We start from the raw sequence: 16,862 nt of genomic DNA on the forward strand, positions 1-16,862 counted from the left end.
GATAGACTTTTTTCATTAAATCTACCCTAATAAAGGAGAAAAAATATGCTTGATGGATTCGCTATTTCCACATTAATTTTTGTGATATTAGTCGCATTAATTTTGTTTTCTACAGTAAAAACCGTACCACAAGGTTATAACTGGACAATCGAACGTTTTGGTCGTTACACAAGAACATTAATGCCAGGGCTAAATTTAGTGGTGCCTTTTGTTGATCGTATTGGTCGTAAAATTAATATGATGGAACAAGTTTTAGACATTCCTTCCCAAGAAGTGATTTCTAAAGATAACGCCAATGTTTCTATTGACGCGGTTTGTTTTGTCCAAGTGATTGATGCCCGAAGTGCGGCTTATGAAGTAAACCATTTGGAACAAGCTATCATCAATTTAACCATGACAAATATTCGAACCGTGCTTGGCTCGATGGAGCTTGATGAAATGCTTTCCCAACGTGATTCTATTAATAGTCGATTATTGGCTATTGTGGATGAAGCGACAAATCCATGGGGGATTAAAGTAACCCGTATTGAAATTCGTGATGTTCGTCCGCCTCGTGAATTGATTGATTCTATGAATGCTCAAATGAAAGCGGAACGAAATAAACGTGCTGAAGTATTAGAGGCTGAGGGGATTCGTCAGGCTCAGATTCTTCGTGCTGAAGGTGAAAAACAAGCTAGAATTTTAAAAGCGGAAGGGGAGCGACAAGAAGCCTTTTTACAAGCTGAAGCTCGAGAACGAGCAGCAGAAGCTGAAGCAAAAGCAACGCAAATGGTATCAGAAGCAATTACCAGCGGTGACACCAAAGCGATTAACTACTTTATTGCACAAAAATATACGGAAGCATTGAAAGAAATCGGAAGTTCAGGAAACAGTAAAGTCGTGCTTATGCCATTAGAAGCTGGCAATTTAATTGGTTCTGTTGCTGGTATTGCGGAGTTATTAAAGGGCGATAAGAAATCTTAATTTAGATAAAGTGCGGTGATTTTTTTAATCGTTTATCACCGCACTTTTGTAATAAAAAGCCTTTACAACAAATAGGAGAATCTATGGCGGATTGGTTAATAAATTGGACGCTTTGGCACTGGCTGATTTTAGGTTTTATTTTGCTTATTGGTGAAGTGCTTACACCTGGGATATTTTTGCTATGGTGGGGATTAGCAGCTTTAGTGACGGCATTTGTACAATTTCTTTTTCCCAGCCTTTCTCTTGCCTCACTTGCTATTTTTTACGCGCTATTAGCTTGCATACTTTCAGTGATTTGGTGGAAATATCAACATGGTAAAGATCGCCATGATCAATATCATTCAACATTAAATCAGCGAGATCATGCGTTACTTGGTAAACAAGGTGTTGTTCAAGAACTTGGCGTGAATGGAATTGGTTGAGGCGCGTTTGGCGACACAACTTGGCGCATTCAAGGTGATAATCTCACGGTTGGAGCATTGATTGAAGTTGAACGTGTGGATGGTATTACGCTGATTGTAAAAAATATTTCTAATTAGTTTAGGATTTTAATTAATAATAAACAAGACAGGCGCTAGGCCTGTCTTTTTTTGTATGATTAAAATGTTCTTCTAAAATTTACCGCACTTTGAGATTAACCTAGCGTAGCTAAAATAATTTGCTCTTGATCAATGTGAATCCAAACCTGTTGCCCGATTTGCCATTGATTTGGTTGGTGGAGCGTGGCACAAAATTCAATGTCGCTGTCAGCAAATTGAAGGATGGCTTCTTCTTCATTTAGTGATTTGATATTTACAGGGAACTGATTAGCCTGATTTTCTAGTGGTTTTTCACTAATTTTCACCCAAGGTGCTTTGAACATCAACATCACTTCTTTTTCCGTAATGAGTTTCAAACGAGCCGAGCTTTTAGTGGTAATAGAAACTTGCAATGGGGTTGGTAATCCTTGCACATTCACATCCACAACACAACGAGAGTCAATGATTCGTTGTTGTGCCACTCGTCCAAAAAATTGATTGCGTGCGCTACTTTGTAAAGAAAAACGTGCAGTTGCCGTGAGTAAACTATCTAACGGAACAGATTCATCTTGTAAAATATGAAAAGCGTGTTCTTGCGTACGTTCTAATAAATCATAAAGCTGCAGCAAACGCTCGGCATAAGAGGTAAGTGCCGTACCTCCGCCATTTTTTCCACCTGTATTTCGTTCAAGCAATGGGCGAGGGCTGATTTTATTCATCGCTTCTAAATGATCCCACGCACTTTTATAGCTCACTTTTGCATTTTTCGCTGCTTGATTAATCGAACCGCATTGTTGAATTTCTTTGAGTAAACGCACTCGTTTTGGATCGATAAAAAGTTCTTGTTGAAGTTTAATGGTGAGTAAGATCTCGGTATTTTTCATTTTTCTGTTCCTTATCACAATACGGACATTTTACTATGAAAATAGATGAGATAAAACGCTCTGGCGGATAAACTATCTTTGAATAATATTAATTAACTGTTTTTTTAAACAGTTGATTGTTGAAATATATTATGAACTTCAGTAAACTGTTCGTCAGTTTTTAAACAAGCATTAATGCGTTATTGATATTTATGAAAACGGCTTTTTTCCAACCTGATATTCCTACCCAACCCAATGATCACAAAATTTTAGGCAATGTATTACCCGGCGCTGATGCATTGGCGATTAGTGAAATTGCAGAGCAAAATCAAAATTTAACAGTAGTGGTGACACCAGATACGCGAAGTGCGGTGCGTTTATCACGTGTTTTATCGGAATTAATCAGCCAAAATGTATGCCTTTTTCCTGATTGGGAAACCTTACCTTACGATACCTTTTCTCCCCATCAAGAAATCATTTCCTCTCGTTTAAGTGCGCTTTTCCATTTACAAAATGCGAAAAAAGGCATTTTCTTATTGCCGATTTCGACATTAATGCAACGCCTTTGCCCGCCACAATATTTACAACACAATGTGCTTCTGATTAAAAAAGGCGATCGTTTGGTCATCGATAAAATGCGCTTACAATTGGAAGCCGCGGGCTATCGTGCTGTGGAGCAAGTATTGGAACATGGTGAATATGCGGTTCGTGGAGCCTTGTTGGATCTTTTTCCAATGGGAAGTGCGGTGCCTTTTCGTCTTGATTTTTTTGATGATGAAATTGATTCCATTCGCACTTTTGACGTGGATACGCAACGTACTCTTGATGAAATTAACTCAATTAATCTTTTGCCTGCTCACGAATTTCCAACGGATGACAAAGGGATTGAATTTTTCCGTGCGCAATTTCGTGAAACTTTTGGTGAAATTCGCCGAGATCCCGAACATATTTATCAGCAAATCAGTAAAGGTACCTTGATTTCTGGCATTGAATATTGGCAACCACTTTTCTTTTCTGAAATGGCGACTTTGTTTGATTATTTGCCAGAACAAACGCTGTTTGTGGATATGGAAAACAATCAAACGCAAGGAGAACGTTTTTATCAAGATGTAAAACAGCGTTATGAACAACGTAAAGTGGATCCGATGCGTCCCCTTTTATCGCCTGAAAAATTATGGCTTAATGTTGATGAAGTCAATCGCCGATTGAAATCTTATCCACGCATTACATTTAAAGCGGAAAAAGTGCGGTCATCGGTACGCCAGAAAAATTTACCTGTTGCTGCTTTACCAGAAGTGACCGTTCAATCCCAGCAAAAAGAACCATTGGGGCAATTACGCCAATTTATTGAGCATTTTAAAGGAAATATACTGTTTTCTGTGGAGACGGAAGGTCGCCGAGAGACTTTGCTTGATTTGCTTTCACCATTAAAACTCAAGCCAAAACAAATTCAATTCTTGGAACAGGCTGAAAATGAAAAATTTAGCTTGTTAGTCAGCTCTCTTGAACAAGGTTTTATTATTGAACAATCGCTTCCTGTCGCGATTCTTGGCGAAGCTAATTTACTTGGCGAACGTGTTCAACAACGTTCTAGAGATAAACGTAAAACGATTAATCCTGACACGCTTGTGCGCAATCTTGCCGAGCTGAAAATAGGGCAACCCGTTGTGCATCTTGATCATGGTGTGGGGCGTTATGGCGGTTTGGTCACCTTAGATACAGGTGGCATTAAAGCAGAATATTTGCTGCTAAATTATGCAAATGAATCAAAACTTTATGTGCCAGTCACTTCATTACATTTGATTAGCCGTTATGTCGGTGGTTCTGATGAAAGTGCGCCATTACATAAATTGGGTAACGAGGCTTGGGCGAAATCACGCCAAAAAGCAGCGGAGAAAATTCGTGATGTTGCGGCCGAGTTACTAGATGTTTACGCACAACGTGAAGCGAAGAAAGGCTTTGCCTTTAAATATGATCGTGAAGAATTTCAACAGTTTGCCGCAACTTTTCCTTTTGAAGAAACCTACGATCAGGAAATGGCAATTAATGCGGTAATTTCTGATATGTGTCAGCCAAAAGCAATGGATCGCCTTGTTTGCGGTGATGTAGGTTTTGGTAAAACTGAAGTGGCAATGCGTGCCGCATTTTTGGCTGTGATGAATCATAAGCAAGTTACAGTGCTAGTGCCAACTACACTGTTAGCCCAACAGCATTATGAGAATTTTAAGGATCGTTTTGCAAATTTGCCGGTGAACGTAGAAGTGTTATCCCGTTTTAAAACTGCAAAAGAACAAAAACAAATTCTGGAAAATCTTGCAGAAGGCAAAGTCGATATATTGATTGGTACCCATAAATTAATTCAATCAGATGTAAAATTTAATGATCTTGGTTTGTTGATTATTGATGAAGAACATCGTTTCGGTGTGGGCCAAAAAGAGAAAATTAAACAGCTCCGTGCGAATATCGATATTCTTACGCTAACGGCAACGCCAATTCCGCGTACGCTCAATATGGCGATGAATGGTATTCGTGATCTTTCCATTATTTCTACGCCACCTGCTCGCCGATTAAGTATTAAAACCTTTGTCCGCCAGAATGACGATCTTGTTGTACGAGAAGCAATTTTGCGTGAAATCTTACGTGGCGGGCAGGTTTATTATCTCCATAATGATGTCGCAAGTATTGAAAATACAGCAGAAAAACTCACCGCACTTGTACCTGAAGCACGAGTGATTGTGGGGCACGGACAAATGCGAGAACGTGAGTTAGAACGTGTGATGAGTGATTTTTATCATCAGCGTTATAACGTCTTAGTTTGTTCAACCATTATCGAAACGGGTATTGATGTGCCAACGGCAAATACCATTATTATTGAACGAGCAGATCATTTTGGTTTGGCTCAGTTGCATCAATTACGTGGACGAGTCGGGCGTTCACATCATCAGGCTTATGCTTATTTGCTTACGCCACCGCCAAAAATGATGACAAAAGATGCTGAACGCCGCCTAGATGCGTTAGAAAATCTTGATAACCTTGGGGCTGGTTTTATCTTGGCTACTCATGATTTAGAGATTCGTGGCGCAGGCGAATTACTTGGAAATGAACAAAGCGGACAAATTGAAAGCATCGGTTTTTCGCTTTATATGGAATTATTGGATGCGGCGGTTAAAGCATTAAAAGAAGGGCGTGAACCATCATTAGAAGAATTGACTCAACAACAAGCAGATATTGAATTGCGCGTGCCTGCTTTATTGCCAGATGATTATCTAGGTGATGTGAATATGCGTTTATCCTTTTATAAACGAATTGCCGCAGCAGAGAGTAAATCAGAATTGGATGAGTTAAAAGTTGAGTTGATAGATCGATTCGGATTATTGCCTGATGCGACAAAAAATCTACTGCAAATTGCAGAATTGCGTTTGTTGGTTGAGCCGTTGAAAGTTGTGCGAATTGATGCAGGAATGCAAGGCGGTTTTATTGAGTTTTCACCAAAAGCACAAGTGAATCCAGATAAATTTATTCAATTAATTCAAAAAGAACCTATTGTGTATCGATTTGATGGCCCATTGAAATTTAAGTTTATGAAAGACCTATCTGATAACAAAGTGCGGTTAGAATTTGTGGTAGATTTGTTGAAAGTAATTGCCTCATAAAAAAGAAGTCCGATCATCATGATCGGACTTTTTGTCTATATATTCGGTGGAAGAGTTATTGTACTAATAAGTAAAAATTGTTGTCTCCACGTAAAATATTTAAGGCCACAGCCGATGGCTCCTCATCAAGCGCTTTGCTTAATTCAGCCGTGTTTTCAACCTGCTGGCGGTTTATGCCAATAATAATATCGCCAGCTTTTAAACCACGTTGGGCTGCGAGGGAGTTCGGTTGAATTTTGGTGATTTCAATCCCTTTGATGCCTTTTGCATCATAGTTTTTCAATGTTGCTCCATCTAATGCTGGCAATTCCGTTTTAGAGGAAAGTTGATTTCCATCATCCGCTTGTAATTTCACTTTAACATCGTGAGATTTACCATCGCGTAAGTAAGTTAAACTGATCTCTTTTCCTGCACCAGAGGTGGCAATTTTTGCTCGCATTTCTGCGAAACTTGAGATTTTTTGACCATTCATCGCCGTGATAATATCCCCCGCTTTAATGCCAGCTTTTTCAGCAGCAGATTTCGGTAAAACTTCACTTACAAATGCGCCTTGTTGTGCGCTTACATTAAAGGCTTTGGCTAAATCAGCATTGAGTTCGCCACCTTTAATACCAAGCAATCCTCGGCGTACTTCACCAAATTCTAAAATTTGTTGCACTAAATTGTTTGCTTGATTACTTGGAATCGCAAAGGCAATTCCTGCATTGCCACCGCTTGGCGAAATAATCGCGGTGTTGATACCAATGAGTTCACCATTTAGGTTGACTAATGCACCACCTGAATTACCGCGGTTTACCGCAGCATCAGTTTGAATATAGTTTTCATAAGCACCGCTATCAGAGCCAGTTGAGCGACCTAATGCAGAAACAATACCAGATGTCACAGTTTGACCTAAACCAAATGGATTACCAATTGCAACAGTGAAATCGCCTACTCGTAATTTATCGGAATCAGCAAATTTGATTTCTGTTAAATTACTTGGTTTTTCAAGCTGTACTAACGCAATATCTGATTGCTCATCTTTACCCACTAATTTGGCTTTAAACTCACGGCCATCTTGTAATTGCACGGTAATTTTATCTGCCCCGTCAATAACATGATTATTCGTTAAAACATAGCCTTTATTTGCATTAATAATGACGCCAGAACCTAAACCACGGAAGTTACGTTTTGATTCACCGCCTCCACCAAATTGTTCAGCAAAACGATCACCGAAGAAGAATTTAAATTCTTCAGGAATATCGTCTTGAAAAGGAGAACGTGAGTCAACTTTTGCTTTTCCTTCAACAGAAAGTGTCACTACTGCAGGTTGAACTTTTTCTAACATGGGTGCCAAACTATTTTGCTCTGAAATAAAACTTGGTAAACCAGCTTGAGTCACAAATGGTGTAGTCAAGACACTTAATCCGAGAGCAATACTGCTTAATACAAAACGTGTTTTTTTCATAAAATACTCCAAAATAGATTTCAGATAACGTGCTCTATGAGACAAAGAAATAAAAAAAATGTTCAATCATGGATTTATTTCTCATATTTATTGAAAGTCTCTAAAGGAAATCGGAGCAGTACAAAAACGCCTTACAAGTAGCAAATTCTGCAAATTTATGGTCTAATACGCAGAATTTTCTAGTCAATAAAAAGGTCGAAAAATGAGCTGGATTAACCGAATTTTTAGTAAGAGTCCGTCTTCTTCTACTCGAAAAGCAAATGTGCCGGAAGGCGTGTGGACTAAATGTACTTCTTGTGAACAAGTACTTTATAGTGAAGAACTCAAACGTAATCTTTATGTTTGCCCTAAATGCGGTCATCATATGCGTATTGACGCACGTGAGCGTTTATTAAAATTATTGGACGAAGGTTCAAGCCAAGAAATTGCGGCAGATTTAGAACCAAAAGATATTTTAAAATTTAAAGATTCAAAGAAATATAAAGATCGTATCAGTGCGGCGCAAAAAGAAACAGGTGAAAAAGATGCGTTAATTACCATGACTGGTACACTTTATAATATGCCAATTGTTGTGGCTGCGTCGAACTTTGCTTTTATGGGCGGTTCAATGGGGTCTGTTGTGGGTGCAAAATTTGTTAAAGCGGCTGAAAAAGCTATGGAAATGAATTGTCCGTTTGTGTGTTTCTCTGCGAGTGGTGGTGCACGTATGCAGGAAGCATTATTCTCTTTAATGCAAATGGCAAAAACCAGTGCAGTACTTGCCCAAATGCGTGAAAAAGGCGTACCATTTATTTCAGTATTAACAGATCCAACTTTAGGCGGCGTATCAGCAAGTTTTGCGATGTTGGGTGATTTAAATATTGCCGAGCCAAAAGCTTTAATTGGGTTTGCGGGGCCTCGCGTTATTGAACAAACAGTACGTGAAAAATTGCCAGAAGGTTTCCAACGTAGTGAGTTTTTACTTGAGAAAGGGGCAATTGATATGATCGTGAAACGTTCAGAAATGCGTAAAACTTTAGCAAGTGTATTGAGTAAATTAACGAATCAACCTTCTCCTTTTGTAGAACCTGAACTCATTTCTGAAGATGAATAATATGCAACTTAAAGCCACTTCGCCACTCGCTGAGTGGCTTTCTTATTTAGAAAAAAGCCATTTTAAACCTATTGATCTTGGTTTAGATCGTATTAAATCCGTGGCAGAAAAATTGGATTTACTTCATCCCGCCCCTTATGTGATAACGGTGGGGGGGACGAATGGTAAAGGCACGACTTGCCGTTTGTTAGAAACGATTCTGCTTAATCACGGATTACGTGTGGGCGTGTATTCTTCGCCTCATTTACTACGTTATAACGAGCGAGTACGCATTCAAAATCAAGATTTACCAGATGAAGCACATACCGCCTCTTTTGCCTTTATTGATGAAAACAAAACAGAATCGCTGACTTATTTTGAATTTAGCACCCTTTCTGCATTGCATTTATTTAAGCAATCAAAATTAGATGTGGTGATTTTAGAAGTGGGGTTAGGTGGCCGTTTAGATGCGACCAATATTGTGGATAGCCATCTTGCGGTGATTACTAGCATCGATATTGATCACACCGATTTTCTTGGGGATACCAGAGAGGCCATTGCTTTTGAAAAAGCAGGAATTTTCCGCAAAAATTGCCCTGTCGTGATTGGCGAACCTAATGTGCCACAAACAATGTTAGATCAGGCTGGAAAATTACATTGCCAAGTTTCCCGACGTGATGTGGATTGGTCATTTGAGCAAAATGCTGAAAATTGGCAATGGCAAAATAAAAAAGTGCGGTTAGAAAATTTGCCGTTTTGTCAGATTCCATTGGCGAATGCTGCAACGGCTCTTGCAGCCGTTCAATGTTTACCTTTTGATATTTCGGAACAGACTTTGCGAAAATCTTTGCAAGAGGTAGAACTGGTTGGTCGTTTTCAAGCAATAAAAGCAGATAGACGTGAAAAATTAGCGGATTATCTTGGCGTACCAGTTGAAACCTTGCCAATAATCATCGTTGATGTGGGGCATAATCCTCATGCTGCAAAATATTTATCTGAAAAATTGGCCGCACTTAAACATAGCATAGAAGGCAAAATTATTGCCGTATGTGGGATGCTCAAAGACAAAGATGCAAATGGTGTATTTGCGCATTTAACGTCTATTATTGATGAATGGCATTGTGTCACCTTAGGCGGCTATCGCGGGCAGTCAGGCGATGAATTAGCTGATAAACTGAAAAGTCATTTCCCACATGTTCAAGCTACATCAGATAATTCTGTTATGGATGGTATGCGTACTGCACTCAAAAGTGCGGTAAAAAATGATGTTGTTTTAGTCTTTGGATCTTTCCACACCGTAGCCGAATTTTGGTCGGTTATAGAGTAAACATCAATTTACCTTATTTATAGGGGAGGGCAGTGGTTCTGGCTCTCCCAAAAAATAAGGCTCAACACCTAATATCAAATCCAAAACCGCTTTTATACGCGCAAAAACTTCTCTTATTCGAGTAGATAGAGGTAATTCAGGTTGTTTGGCTACAAAACAAATTGCATCAATATCATGTGCTTTAGCAATTAAAAGTGCGCGTTCGCAATGAAATTTTTGACTGACAATCGTAAATGCTTGTACTTGGAAAATTTTATCTGCGCGGATAACGGAATCTAGCGTACGAAAACCAGCAAAATCGCGGAACATAGAGGCTTCTGATACGCCCATTTTTCGTAAATCACGAAACATTGCTCTTGGTTCGTTATATTGGACAGTGCGATTGTCGCCACTTAGTAAAAGGTAATTGACTTTTTGATGATCGATCAACTCTTTTGCTGCGGCTAAACGATACTCGTAATAAGCATTAGGTTTTCCACCAATAATATATTTCGATGTGCCCAACACAAGAGCATATGCTCGAGGGGGGATTTCATCAATACTCGTGAATATCTTATCACGCACATAAAAACTTACGCCTTTATCGACAAGCAAGCAAAGCATAATCAGTGCAAAGATTGTATAGATCGATATACGAAAAAGTGCGGTTAATTTTGATGGTAATTTTTTTATTATCATGTCTGTAAACATAATGAAAAATTCCCCGCACTTCAAGGAGAATTTGATGGATTTTATGAATTGCATTGATGTGTGATAATTTAGCCGTTTAGACGGCTAAAATTTCTTGACAACCTAATCGACTTACTGATAGTTTAGGCGCCATTCTCATTATTACGATAGGTTTCCAATGTCTGTGCAAAATGTAGTGCTTTTTGACACACAGCCTTTAACCATGACGCTTGGTGGCAAGCTTTCCCATATCAATGTCGCGTATCAAACTTATGGTACGCTCAATGCCGAAAAAAATAATGCGGTATTAATTTGCCATGCTTTGACTGGCGATGCTGAGCCTTATTTCGATGATGGTCGCGATGGCTGGTGGCAGAATTTTATGGGCAAAGGTTTAGCATTGGATACGGATCGTTATTTTTTTATTAGCTCAAACGTATTAGGTGGTTGCAAGGGAACAACAGGGCCTTCATCAATTAATCCGCAAACGGGTAAACCTTATGGTAGCCAATTTCCTAATATTGTCTTGCAAGATATTGTCAAAGTACAAAAAGCCTTGCTTGATCATCTTGGCATTAGTCATTTAAAAGCCATTATTGGTGGATCTTTTGGCGGTATGCAAGCGAATCAATGGGCGATTGATTATCCTGATTTTATGGATAATATCGTGAATCTTTGCTCATCCATTTATTTTAGTGCGGAAGCCATAGGCTTTAACCATGTTATGCGTCAAGCGGTCATTAATGACCCTAATTTTAATGGTGGCGATTACTATGATGGTACACCGCCGGATCAAGGACTATCTATTGCTCGTATGCTAGGTATGTTGACTTACCGTACTGATTTACAGCTTGCAAAAGCGTTTGGACGAGCAACAAAATCAGATGGCAGCTTTTGGGGTGACTACTTTCAAGTTGAATCCTACCTTTCTTACCAAGGTAAAAAATTTTTAGAACGTTTTGATGCCAATAGTTATTTGCATTTGTTACGTGCGTTGGATATGTATGATCCAAGCATTGGGTATGAAAATGTCAAAGAGGCATTATCACGCATTAAAGCGCGTTATACGCTGGTTTCTGTGACAACGGACCAGCTCTTTAAGCCAGTTGACCTTTATAAAAGTAAACAGCTTTTAGAACAAAGTGGAGTCGATTTACATTTTTACGAATTCCCATCAGATTACGGACACGATGCGTTTTTAGTGGATTATGATCAGTTTGAAAAACGAATTAGGGATGGTTTAGCGGGTAATTAGATATAAAAAAGTGCGGTGAAATTTCACCGCACTTCTTCTTTTATAATAGGTTATTCTTCAGAACCGCTTTCTTCCAAGGAATCTTCTTCATCTGCATCACAAACACGTTCTAAACTTACTACGTGTTCATCATCTGCAGTACGAATTAAACGGACACCTTGAGTGTTACGGCCTACGATGCTTACCTCGCTTACGCGTGTGCGAACAAGGGTTCCAGCATCGGTAATCAACATAATTTGGTCTGTTTCTTCTACTTGAGTTGCGGCAACGACTTTACCATTGCGCTCACTCACTTTAATCGAAATCACACCTTTTGTATTACGTGATTTAGTTGGGTATTCACTTAATTGTGTGCGTTTTCCGTAGCCGTTTTGCGTTGCGGTTAAAATTGCACCTTCACCTTTTGGCACAACGAGAGAAACCACTTTATCGATATTTAAGTCTAATGATGCTTCGGCGTTGTCATCAGAAATATCTTCAATTTCTACCGTACTTTCATCGTCAGAAATATCGTTTGTTAAAGCTAGTTTAATACCGCGAACACCTGTCGCTAAACGACCCATTGCACGCACTGCATTTTCTGCAAAACGTACCACACGACCTTGTGATGAGAACAACATAATTTCGTTGCTACCATCGGTAATATCCACGCCGATTAATTCATCTTCGTCACGTAAATTTAATGCGATGATACCGTTTGAACGTGGACGGCTAAATTCGGTTAAGGCGATTTTCTTCACAATACCGCCAGCAGTTGCCATAACCACGAATTTATCTTCTTCGTAAGCAGAAACTGGCAAGATTGCAGTAATACGTTCGTTTTCTTGTAACGGAAGAATATTCACAATTGGACGACCGCGTGCGCCACGGCTTGCTTGTGGAAGTTGATATACTTTCAACCAATATAAACGACCACGGCTAGAGAAACAGAGGATCGTATCGTGAGTATTTGCCACCAGTAATTTTTCGATGAAATCTTCTTCTTTCATCTTCGTTGCAGATTTACCTTTACCGCCACGACGTTGTGCTTCATAGTCAGTTAGTGGTTGGTATTTCACATAACCTTCGTGAGAAAGCGTCACAACTACGTCTTCTTGTGCGATTAAATCTTCTAAATCAATATCGCCAGAAGCAGCGGTAATTTCAGTTAAACGATCATCACCGAATTGTGCTTTCACTTCTTCCAATTCTTCACGAATCACTTCCATTAAACGTTCTGCGCTACTTAAAATATGAAGAAGATCCGCAATTTTAACTAATAATTCCTCATATTCTTTTACAACTTCTTCAAAGGCAATGCCCGTTAAACGGTGTAAACGAAGTTCTAAAATTGCGTTTACTTGCGCTGGTGATAAGTAATATTGTTCACCTTGAATACCTAGATTTTCTTCTAAATCATCAGGACGAGCAGAAACATCAAGAAGATTAATAATGTCGCTATGTAACGTCCAAGAGCGTGAACTGATTGCTGTTGCAGCCTCTTCACGGTTTTTAGAGTTACGAATGATCGCAATCATTTCATCGATATTAGAACGAGCAACCGCTAAACCTTCCAAAATGTGCGTACGTTCACGCGCTTTGCGAAGCTCAAAGATAGAACGACGTGTAACCACTTCACGGCGGTGTAAAACGAAGGATTCAATGATTTCTTTAAGATTAAATAAACGTGGCTGACCGTGATCCAATGCCACCATATTGATACCAAAGGTCACTTGCATTTGGGTTAGCGAGTAAAGATGGTTTAATACCACTTCACCTACTGCATCACGTTTAATATCAATTTCAATACGGATCCCTTCTTTGTTTGAAAGGTCAGTAATATTGCTGATACCTTCGATTTTTTTCTCGCGAATTAATTCGGCGATTTTCTCGACTAATTTTGCTTTATTTACTTGGTATGGCAATTCAGACACGATAATTTGCTCGCGTCCTTTTTCGTTGGTTTCTACTGTTGCACGAGCACGAACATAAACTTTACCACGACCAGTGCGGTAGGCCTCTTCAATTCCTTTACGACCATTAATTAATGCCGCGGTTGGGAAGTCTGGGCCTGGAATATGTTGCATTAATTCATCAATGGTAATTTCATTGTTGTCGATATAAGCCAAACAACCATTTAATACTTCATTTAAGTTGTGAGGAGGAATGTTAGTTGCCATCCCCACTGCAATACCTGAAGATCCATTTGCTAAAAGTGCTGGAATACGAGTTGGCAATACATCTGGAATCATTAATTCGCCATCATAGTTTGGCGAGAAATTGACGGTTTCTTTATCCAAATCTGTGAGTAATGCTTGCGTAATTTTTTGCATACGCACTTCGGTATAACGCATTGCAGCTGGCGCATCACCATCAATTGAACCAAAGTTACCTTGTCCATCAACCAACATATAGCGAAGTGAGAATGGTTGTGCCATACGAACGATGGTATCGTACACAGCCGAGTCACCATGCGGGTGATATTTACCGATTACATCACCCACAACACGCGCTGATTTTACGTATTTTTTATTGGCGGTATTACCTTCGCGATCCATTGAGAACAATACGCGGCGGTGAACAGGTTTTAAACCATCTCGAACGTCAGGTAATGCACGCCCAACGATAACCGACATCGCGTAGTCAAGGTAGGAAGATTTGAGTTCTTCTTCGATATTGACAGGGGTGATAGATGATTGGATTGAATCCGTCATTGGTATTCCTTTTTTGATCAAAAATTGTGGCGGATTATAGCATAAAATTGTGGATATGTGGTTTTTGATATCAGGATTTCGCCTGATGGCGACCTACTTTTTCTTTGCCTTGCCAAAGAAAAAGTAGGCAAAAAGAAAGGCAACCCTGCTTTTCCTTATTTCCTTTGTTCCATTGAATTTGTTTCACGGAAATTTTCTGAACTCGCTGCGCTCAAACAGACGAAAATTTCCTACAAATTCAATTACACAAAGGCGGAAAAGAAGGGATTATTTTTAAGTGCGGGTAAAATATTTAAATATTTTTATAATGCTTAGATAAACTAAAGTCCCCATATAAATCGCCTTTGCGACTTTCAATTTTTAGGCAATTTTCGTCTGTTTGAGCGCAGCGAGTTTAGAAAATTGCCGTTAAGAAAATTGAAATAAAGCAAAGATTAGCGATTTAATTGGGGCGTGTTTTCTTTGCCTACTTTCTTTTACACGAGTAAAAGAAAGTAGGTAGTCGTCAGGCGAAATCCTGACCTAATTATTTCCAATTTTCTTTTTTGGCTTTCTGCAACTTCCCATAAGCCCCTAACAACGCCTGATGTTCCTTAAAGTTTTTTAAATTCTCATCACTTGCTGGAAGATTGTAGAACGGATTGCCACTTTCAGAGACAGCGGCCCAAGCTTGTTTAACCGCATCTTTACCATACATTTTCTCAAACACTGCACGATATTGTGCTGGGGCGCGATTTTGATCTAAATGTAATTCAATGATGGAAATTAATGCGCGGTAATAATTCACACGTTCTACAGTAAATACAGAACTATTCATATTCAGCGTCCAGTTTGCCCAATCTAATGCCTGTTCTAATTCGCCTAATGCCAGGTGAAGCATTGATTTTAATTCGCCCACGCGTAAGGTTGTCCAGCCGCTATTTTTAGGGGCAACGATGCCGATAAATTCACGCACGCGAGTTGCATCGTCAATATCTTGTCCGTCTAATTCGTCTAATAACTCTTGATAGGTTTCCGCATCGTGATGCCAATTTGGTAAATCCAGTAAAATTTCGCGCCAATCCATTCCCATATTGTTGTTGGCGTAAATTAAATCGTCTGCAGGATAAATATCAGAGATGCCTGGCACAATAATACGGCACGCATAGACATCCAAATGGTTGTAATCCATCACGTAAACTTCTTTTTCATCCGCACGGAAAATTGCCATTAAATTATTGTATTCTTCCTGCGTTGTACCACTGAAATCCCAATCAGCAAATTCATAATCGGGCGTTTGCTTAAATAAATCCCAAGAAATTAAACCGCTTGAGTCAATAAAGTGGGTTTCTAAATTAGCGTGTTCAGCCACATCATCGTTATTGAAAGATGGCGGTGAGAAAACATCTAAATCTTTCAAACTGCGACCTTGTAAAAGTTCCGTCACTGTACGTTCTAATGCCACTTGGAAATTTGGATGTGCGCCGAAAGAGGCAAAGCACGTGCCGTTATTTGGATTTAATAATACGACACAAATAACAGGGTATTTTCCGCCAAGTGAAGCATCAAAAGCATAAATTGGGAAGCCTTCTTCCTCTAATTTTGCAATGGAAGCCTGAATAGATGGATAGCGATCCATCACCGATTTTGGAATTTCTGGCAGACTGATCGCTTCGGCGATAATTTTGTTTTTCACATAACGCTCAAATACTTCTGACAAGCCTTGCACACGTGCTTCAAATTTCGTATTGCCTGCAGACATGCCATTTGAGACATAAAGGTTGGCAATAATACTTTGTGGAATGTAAACGATTTGTTCGTCTGATTGACGAACATAAGGCATCGCTACGATCCCGCGATCATAATTGCCAGATTGTAAATCTACCAATAATTCAGGCGTCAGCTCAGCATTAGGATCAAAATAATCCAATAAATAATCATCTAAAATGCCATTAGGCAGTAAGGCATCATCTTCAATCGGGAACCATTTTTCATTGGGATAATGCACAAAATTACCGTTTGCAATTTCTTGTCCTAAATAGAAATCAGCAAAGAAATAATTAGTGGAAAGACGCTCAAAATATTCGCCAAGGGCAGAAGCTAACGCCGCTTTTTTGCTTGCCCCTTTACCATTAGAAAAACACTGCGGGCAGTCTTTATCGCGAATATGCACAGACCACACATTTGGCACGGGATTCAGCCAAGATGCCTCTTCAATATTAAAACCAAGGGCGGTCAATTTTTGTTGAAATTTTGCAATGCTATCTTCTAATGCGGCATCTTTGCCAGGGATAAACGTTTGTTCTGTCATTTTTGTTCCTAAATAAGAAAAAAGTGCGGTGAATAATAGGGGAGTTTTAATAGCGGGGCAAGATTTTTTCGGCAAAAATAAACCCCGAAACACTTCGGGGTTTTTTACCGCA

General features: G+C 39.4%; 10 protein-coding genes and 1 pseudogene. 6 read left to right on the forward strand and 5 right to left on the reverse strand.

Going from position 1 to position 16,862, the window contains the following annotated elements; genetic code table 11:
* Positions 1–45 precede the first annotated feature (45 nt).
* Both C3V42_RS07695 and C3V42_RS07700 read left to right on the forward strand, forming a co-directional pair.
* Positions 46–963, forward strand: coding sequence for an SPFH domain-containing protein (locus C3V42_RS07695; protein ID WP_005628412.1), 918 nt, complete (start codon positions 46–48; stop codon positions 961–963).
* A gap of 83 nt (positions 964–1,046) precedes the next feature.
* Positions 1,047–1,502, forward strand: a pseudogene (locus C3V42_RS07700) (NfeD family protein).
* A gap of 95 nt (positions 1,503–1,597) precedes the next feature.
* Here the strand turns inward: C3V42_RS07700 and C3V42_RS07705 are convergent.
* Entirely contained in the window at positions 1,598–2,365 is a 768-nt protein-coding gene (locus C3V42_RS07705) for a TOBE domain-containing protein (RefSeq protein WP_048953063.1), read from the reverse strand.
* A gap of 191 nt (positions 2,366–2,556) precedes the next feature.
* Here C3V42_RS07705 and mfd point away from each other — a divergent pair, with 191 nt between their 5' ends.
* Entirely contained in the window at positions 2,557–5,997 is a 3,441-nt protein-coding gene (gene mfd / locus C3V42_RS07710) for a transcription-repair coupling factor (RefSeq protein ID WP_106014176.1), read from the forward strand.
* A gap of 55 nt (positions 5,998–6,052) precedes the next feature.
* Here the strand turns inward: mfd and C3V42_RS07715 are convergent, their stop codons facing one another.
* Entirely contained in the window at positions 6,053–7,444 is a 1,392-nt protein-coding gene (locus C3V42_RS07715) for a DegQ family serine endoprotease (protein WP_106014177.1), read from the reverse strand.
* Between the two features lie 202 nt (positions 7,445–7,646).
* Between C3V42_RS07715 and accD the strand changes: the two genes are divergently transcribed.
* Positions 7,647–8,537 (forward strand): acetyl-CoA carboxylase, carboxyltransferase subunit beta, encoded by an 891-nt coding sequence (gene accD / locus C3V42_RS07720; protein WP_106014178.1) that lies wholly within the window; start codon positions 7,647–7,649, stop codon positions 8,535–8,537.
* Between the two features lies 1 nt (position 8,538).
* The gene (gene folC / locus C3V42_RS07725) at positions 8,539–9,843 is read left to right on the forward strand and encodes a bifunctional tetrahydrofolate synthase/dihydrofolate synthase (protein ID WP_065265138.1); all 1,305 of its coding nucleotides are present in this window, start codon (positions 8,539–8,541) and stop codon (positions 9,841–9,843) included.
* 3 nt (positions 9,844–9,846) lie between these two features.
* On the opposite strand, the gene C3V42_RS07730 is transcribed toward folC, so the two are convergent.
* Entirely contained in the window at positions 9,847–10,533 is a 687-nt protein-coding gene (locus C3V42_RS07730; protein ID WP_065265137.1) for an ElyC/SanA/YdcF family protein, read from the reverse strand.
* A gap of 157 nt (positions 10,534–10,690) precedes the next feature.
* Here C3V42_RS07730 and C3V42_RS07735 point away from each other — a divergent pair, with 157 nt between their 5' ends.
* Positions 10,691–11,767 (forward strand): homoserine O-acetyltransferase, encoded by a 1,077-nt coding sequence (locus C3V42_RS07735; RefSeq protein WP_065265136.1) that lies wholly within the window; start codon positions 10,691–10,693, stop codon positions 11,765–11,767.
* 50 nt (positions 11,768–11,817) lie between these two features.
* Here C3V42_RS07735 and gyrA read toward each other — a convergent pair whose 3' ends face one another.
* Both gyrA and ycaO read right to left on the reverse strand, forming a co-directional pair.
* Positions 11,818–14,460 carry a DNA topoisomerase (ATP-hydrolyzing) subunit A gene (gyrA, locus tag C3V42_RS07740; RefSeq protein WP_106014179.1) on the reverse strand — a complete coding sequence of 881 codons (2,643 nt, stop codon included), beginning with the start codon at positions 14,458–14,460 and terminating at the stop codon, positions 11,818–11,820.
* A 526-nt stretch (positions 14,461–14,986) separates the two neighbouring features.
* Positions 14,987–16,750: a 30S ribosomal protein S12 methylthiotransferase accessory factor YcaO gene (gene ycaO / locus C3V42_RS07750; RefSeq protein WP_106014180.1), complete on the reverse strand. Its 1,764-nt coding sequence runs from the start codon at positions 16,748–16,750 to the stop codon at positions 14,987–14,989.
* Between the last annotated feature and the right edge of the window lie 112 nt (positions 16,751–16,862).

Origin of the sequence: Haemophilus sp. oral taxon 036 (genome assembly GCF_002998595.1) — a bacterium.
GTDB lineage: Bacteria > Pseudomonadota > Gammaproteobacteria > Enterobacterales > Pasteurellaceae > Haemophilus > Haemophilus haemolyticus_K.

Excerpts from the sequence above, each read along its gene's own strand:
- C3V42_RS07695 (WP_005628412.1), top strand. The coding sequence starts at position 46 with ATGCTTGATGGATTCGCTATTTCCACATTAATTTTTGTGATATTAGTC.
- C3V42_RS07730 (WP_065265137.1), bottom strand. The coding sequence starts at position 10,533 with ATGTTTACAGACATGATAATAAAAAAATTACCATCAAAATTAACCGCA.
- gyrA (WP_106014179.1), bottom strand. The coding sequence starts at position 14,460 with ATGACGGATTCAATCCAATCATCTATCACCCCTGTCAATATCGAAGAA.
- C3V42_RS07705 (WP_048953063.1), bottom strand. The coding sequence starts at position 2,365 with ATGAAAAATACCGAGATCTTACTCACCATTAAACTTCAACAAGAACTT.
- folC (WP_065265138.1), top strand. The coding sequence starts at position 8,539 with ATGCAACTTAAAGCCACTTCGCCACTCGCTGAGTGGCTTTCTTATTTA.
- C3V42_RS07735 (WP_065265136.1), top strand. The coding sequence starts at position 10,691 with ATGTCTGTGCAAAATGTAGTGCTTTTTGACACACAGCCTTTAACCATG.
- mfd (WP_106014176.1), top strand. The coding sequence starts at position 2,557 with ATGAAAACGGCTTTTTTCCAACCTGATATTCCTACCCAACCCAATGAT.
- C3V42_RS07715 (WP_106014177.1), bottom strand. The coding sequence starts at position 7,444 with ATGAAAAAAACACGTTTTGTATTAAGCAGTATTGCTCTCGGATTAAGT.
- ycaO (WP_106014180.1), bottom strand. The coding sequence starts at position 16,750 with ATGACAGAACAAACGTTTATCCCTGGCAAAGATGCCGCATTAGAAGAT.
- accD (WP_106014178.1), top strand. The coding sequence starts at position 7,647 with ATGAGCTGGATTAACCGAATTTTTAGTAAGAGTCCGTCTTCTTCTACT.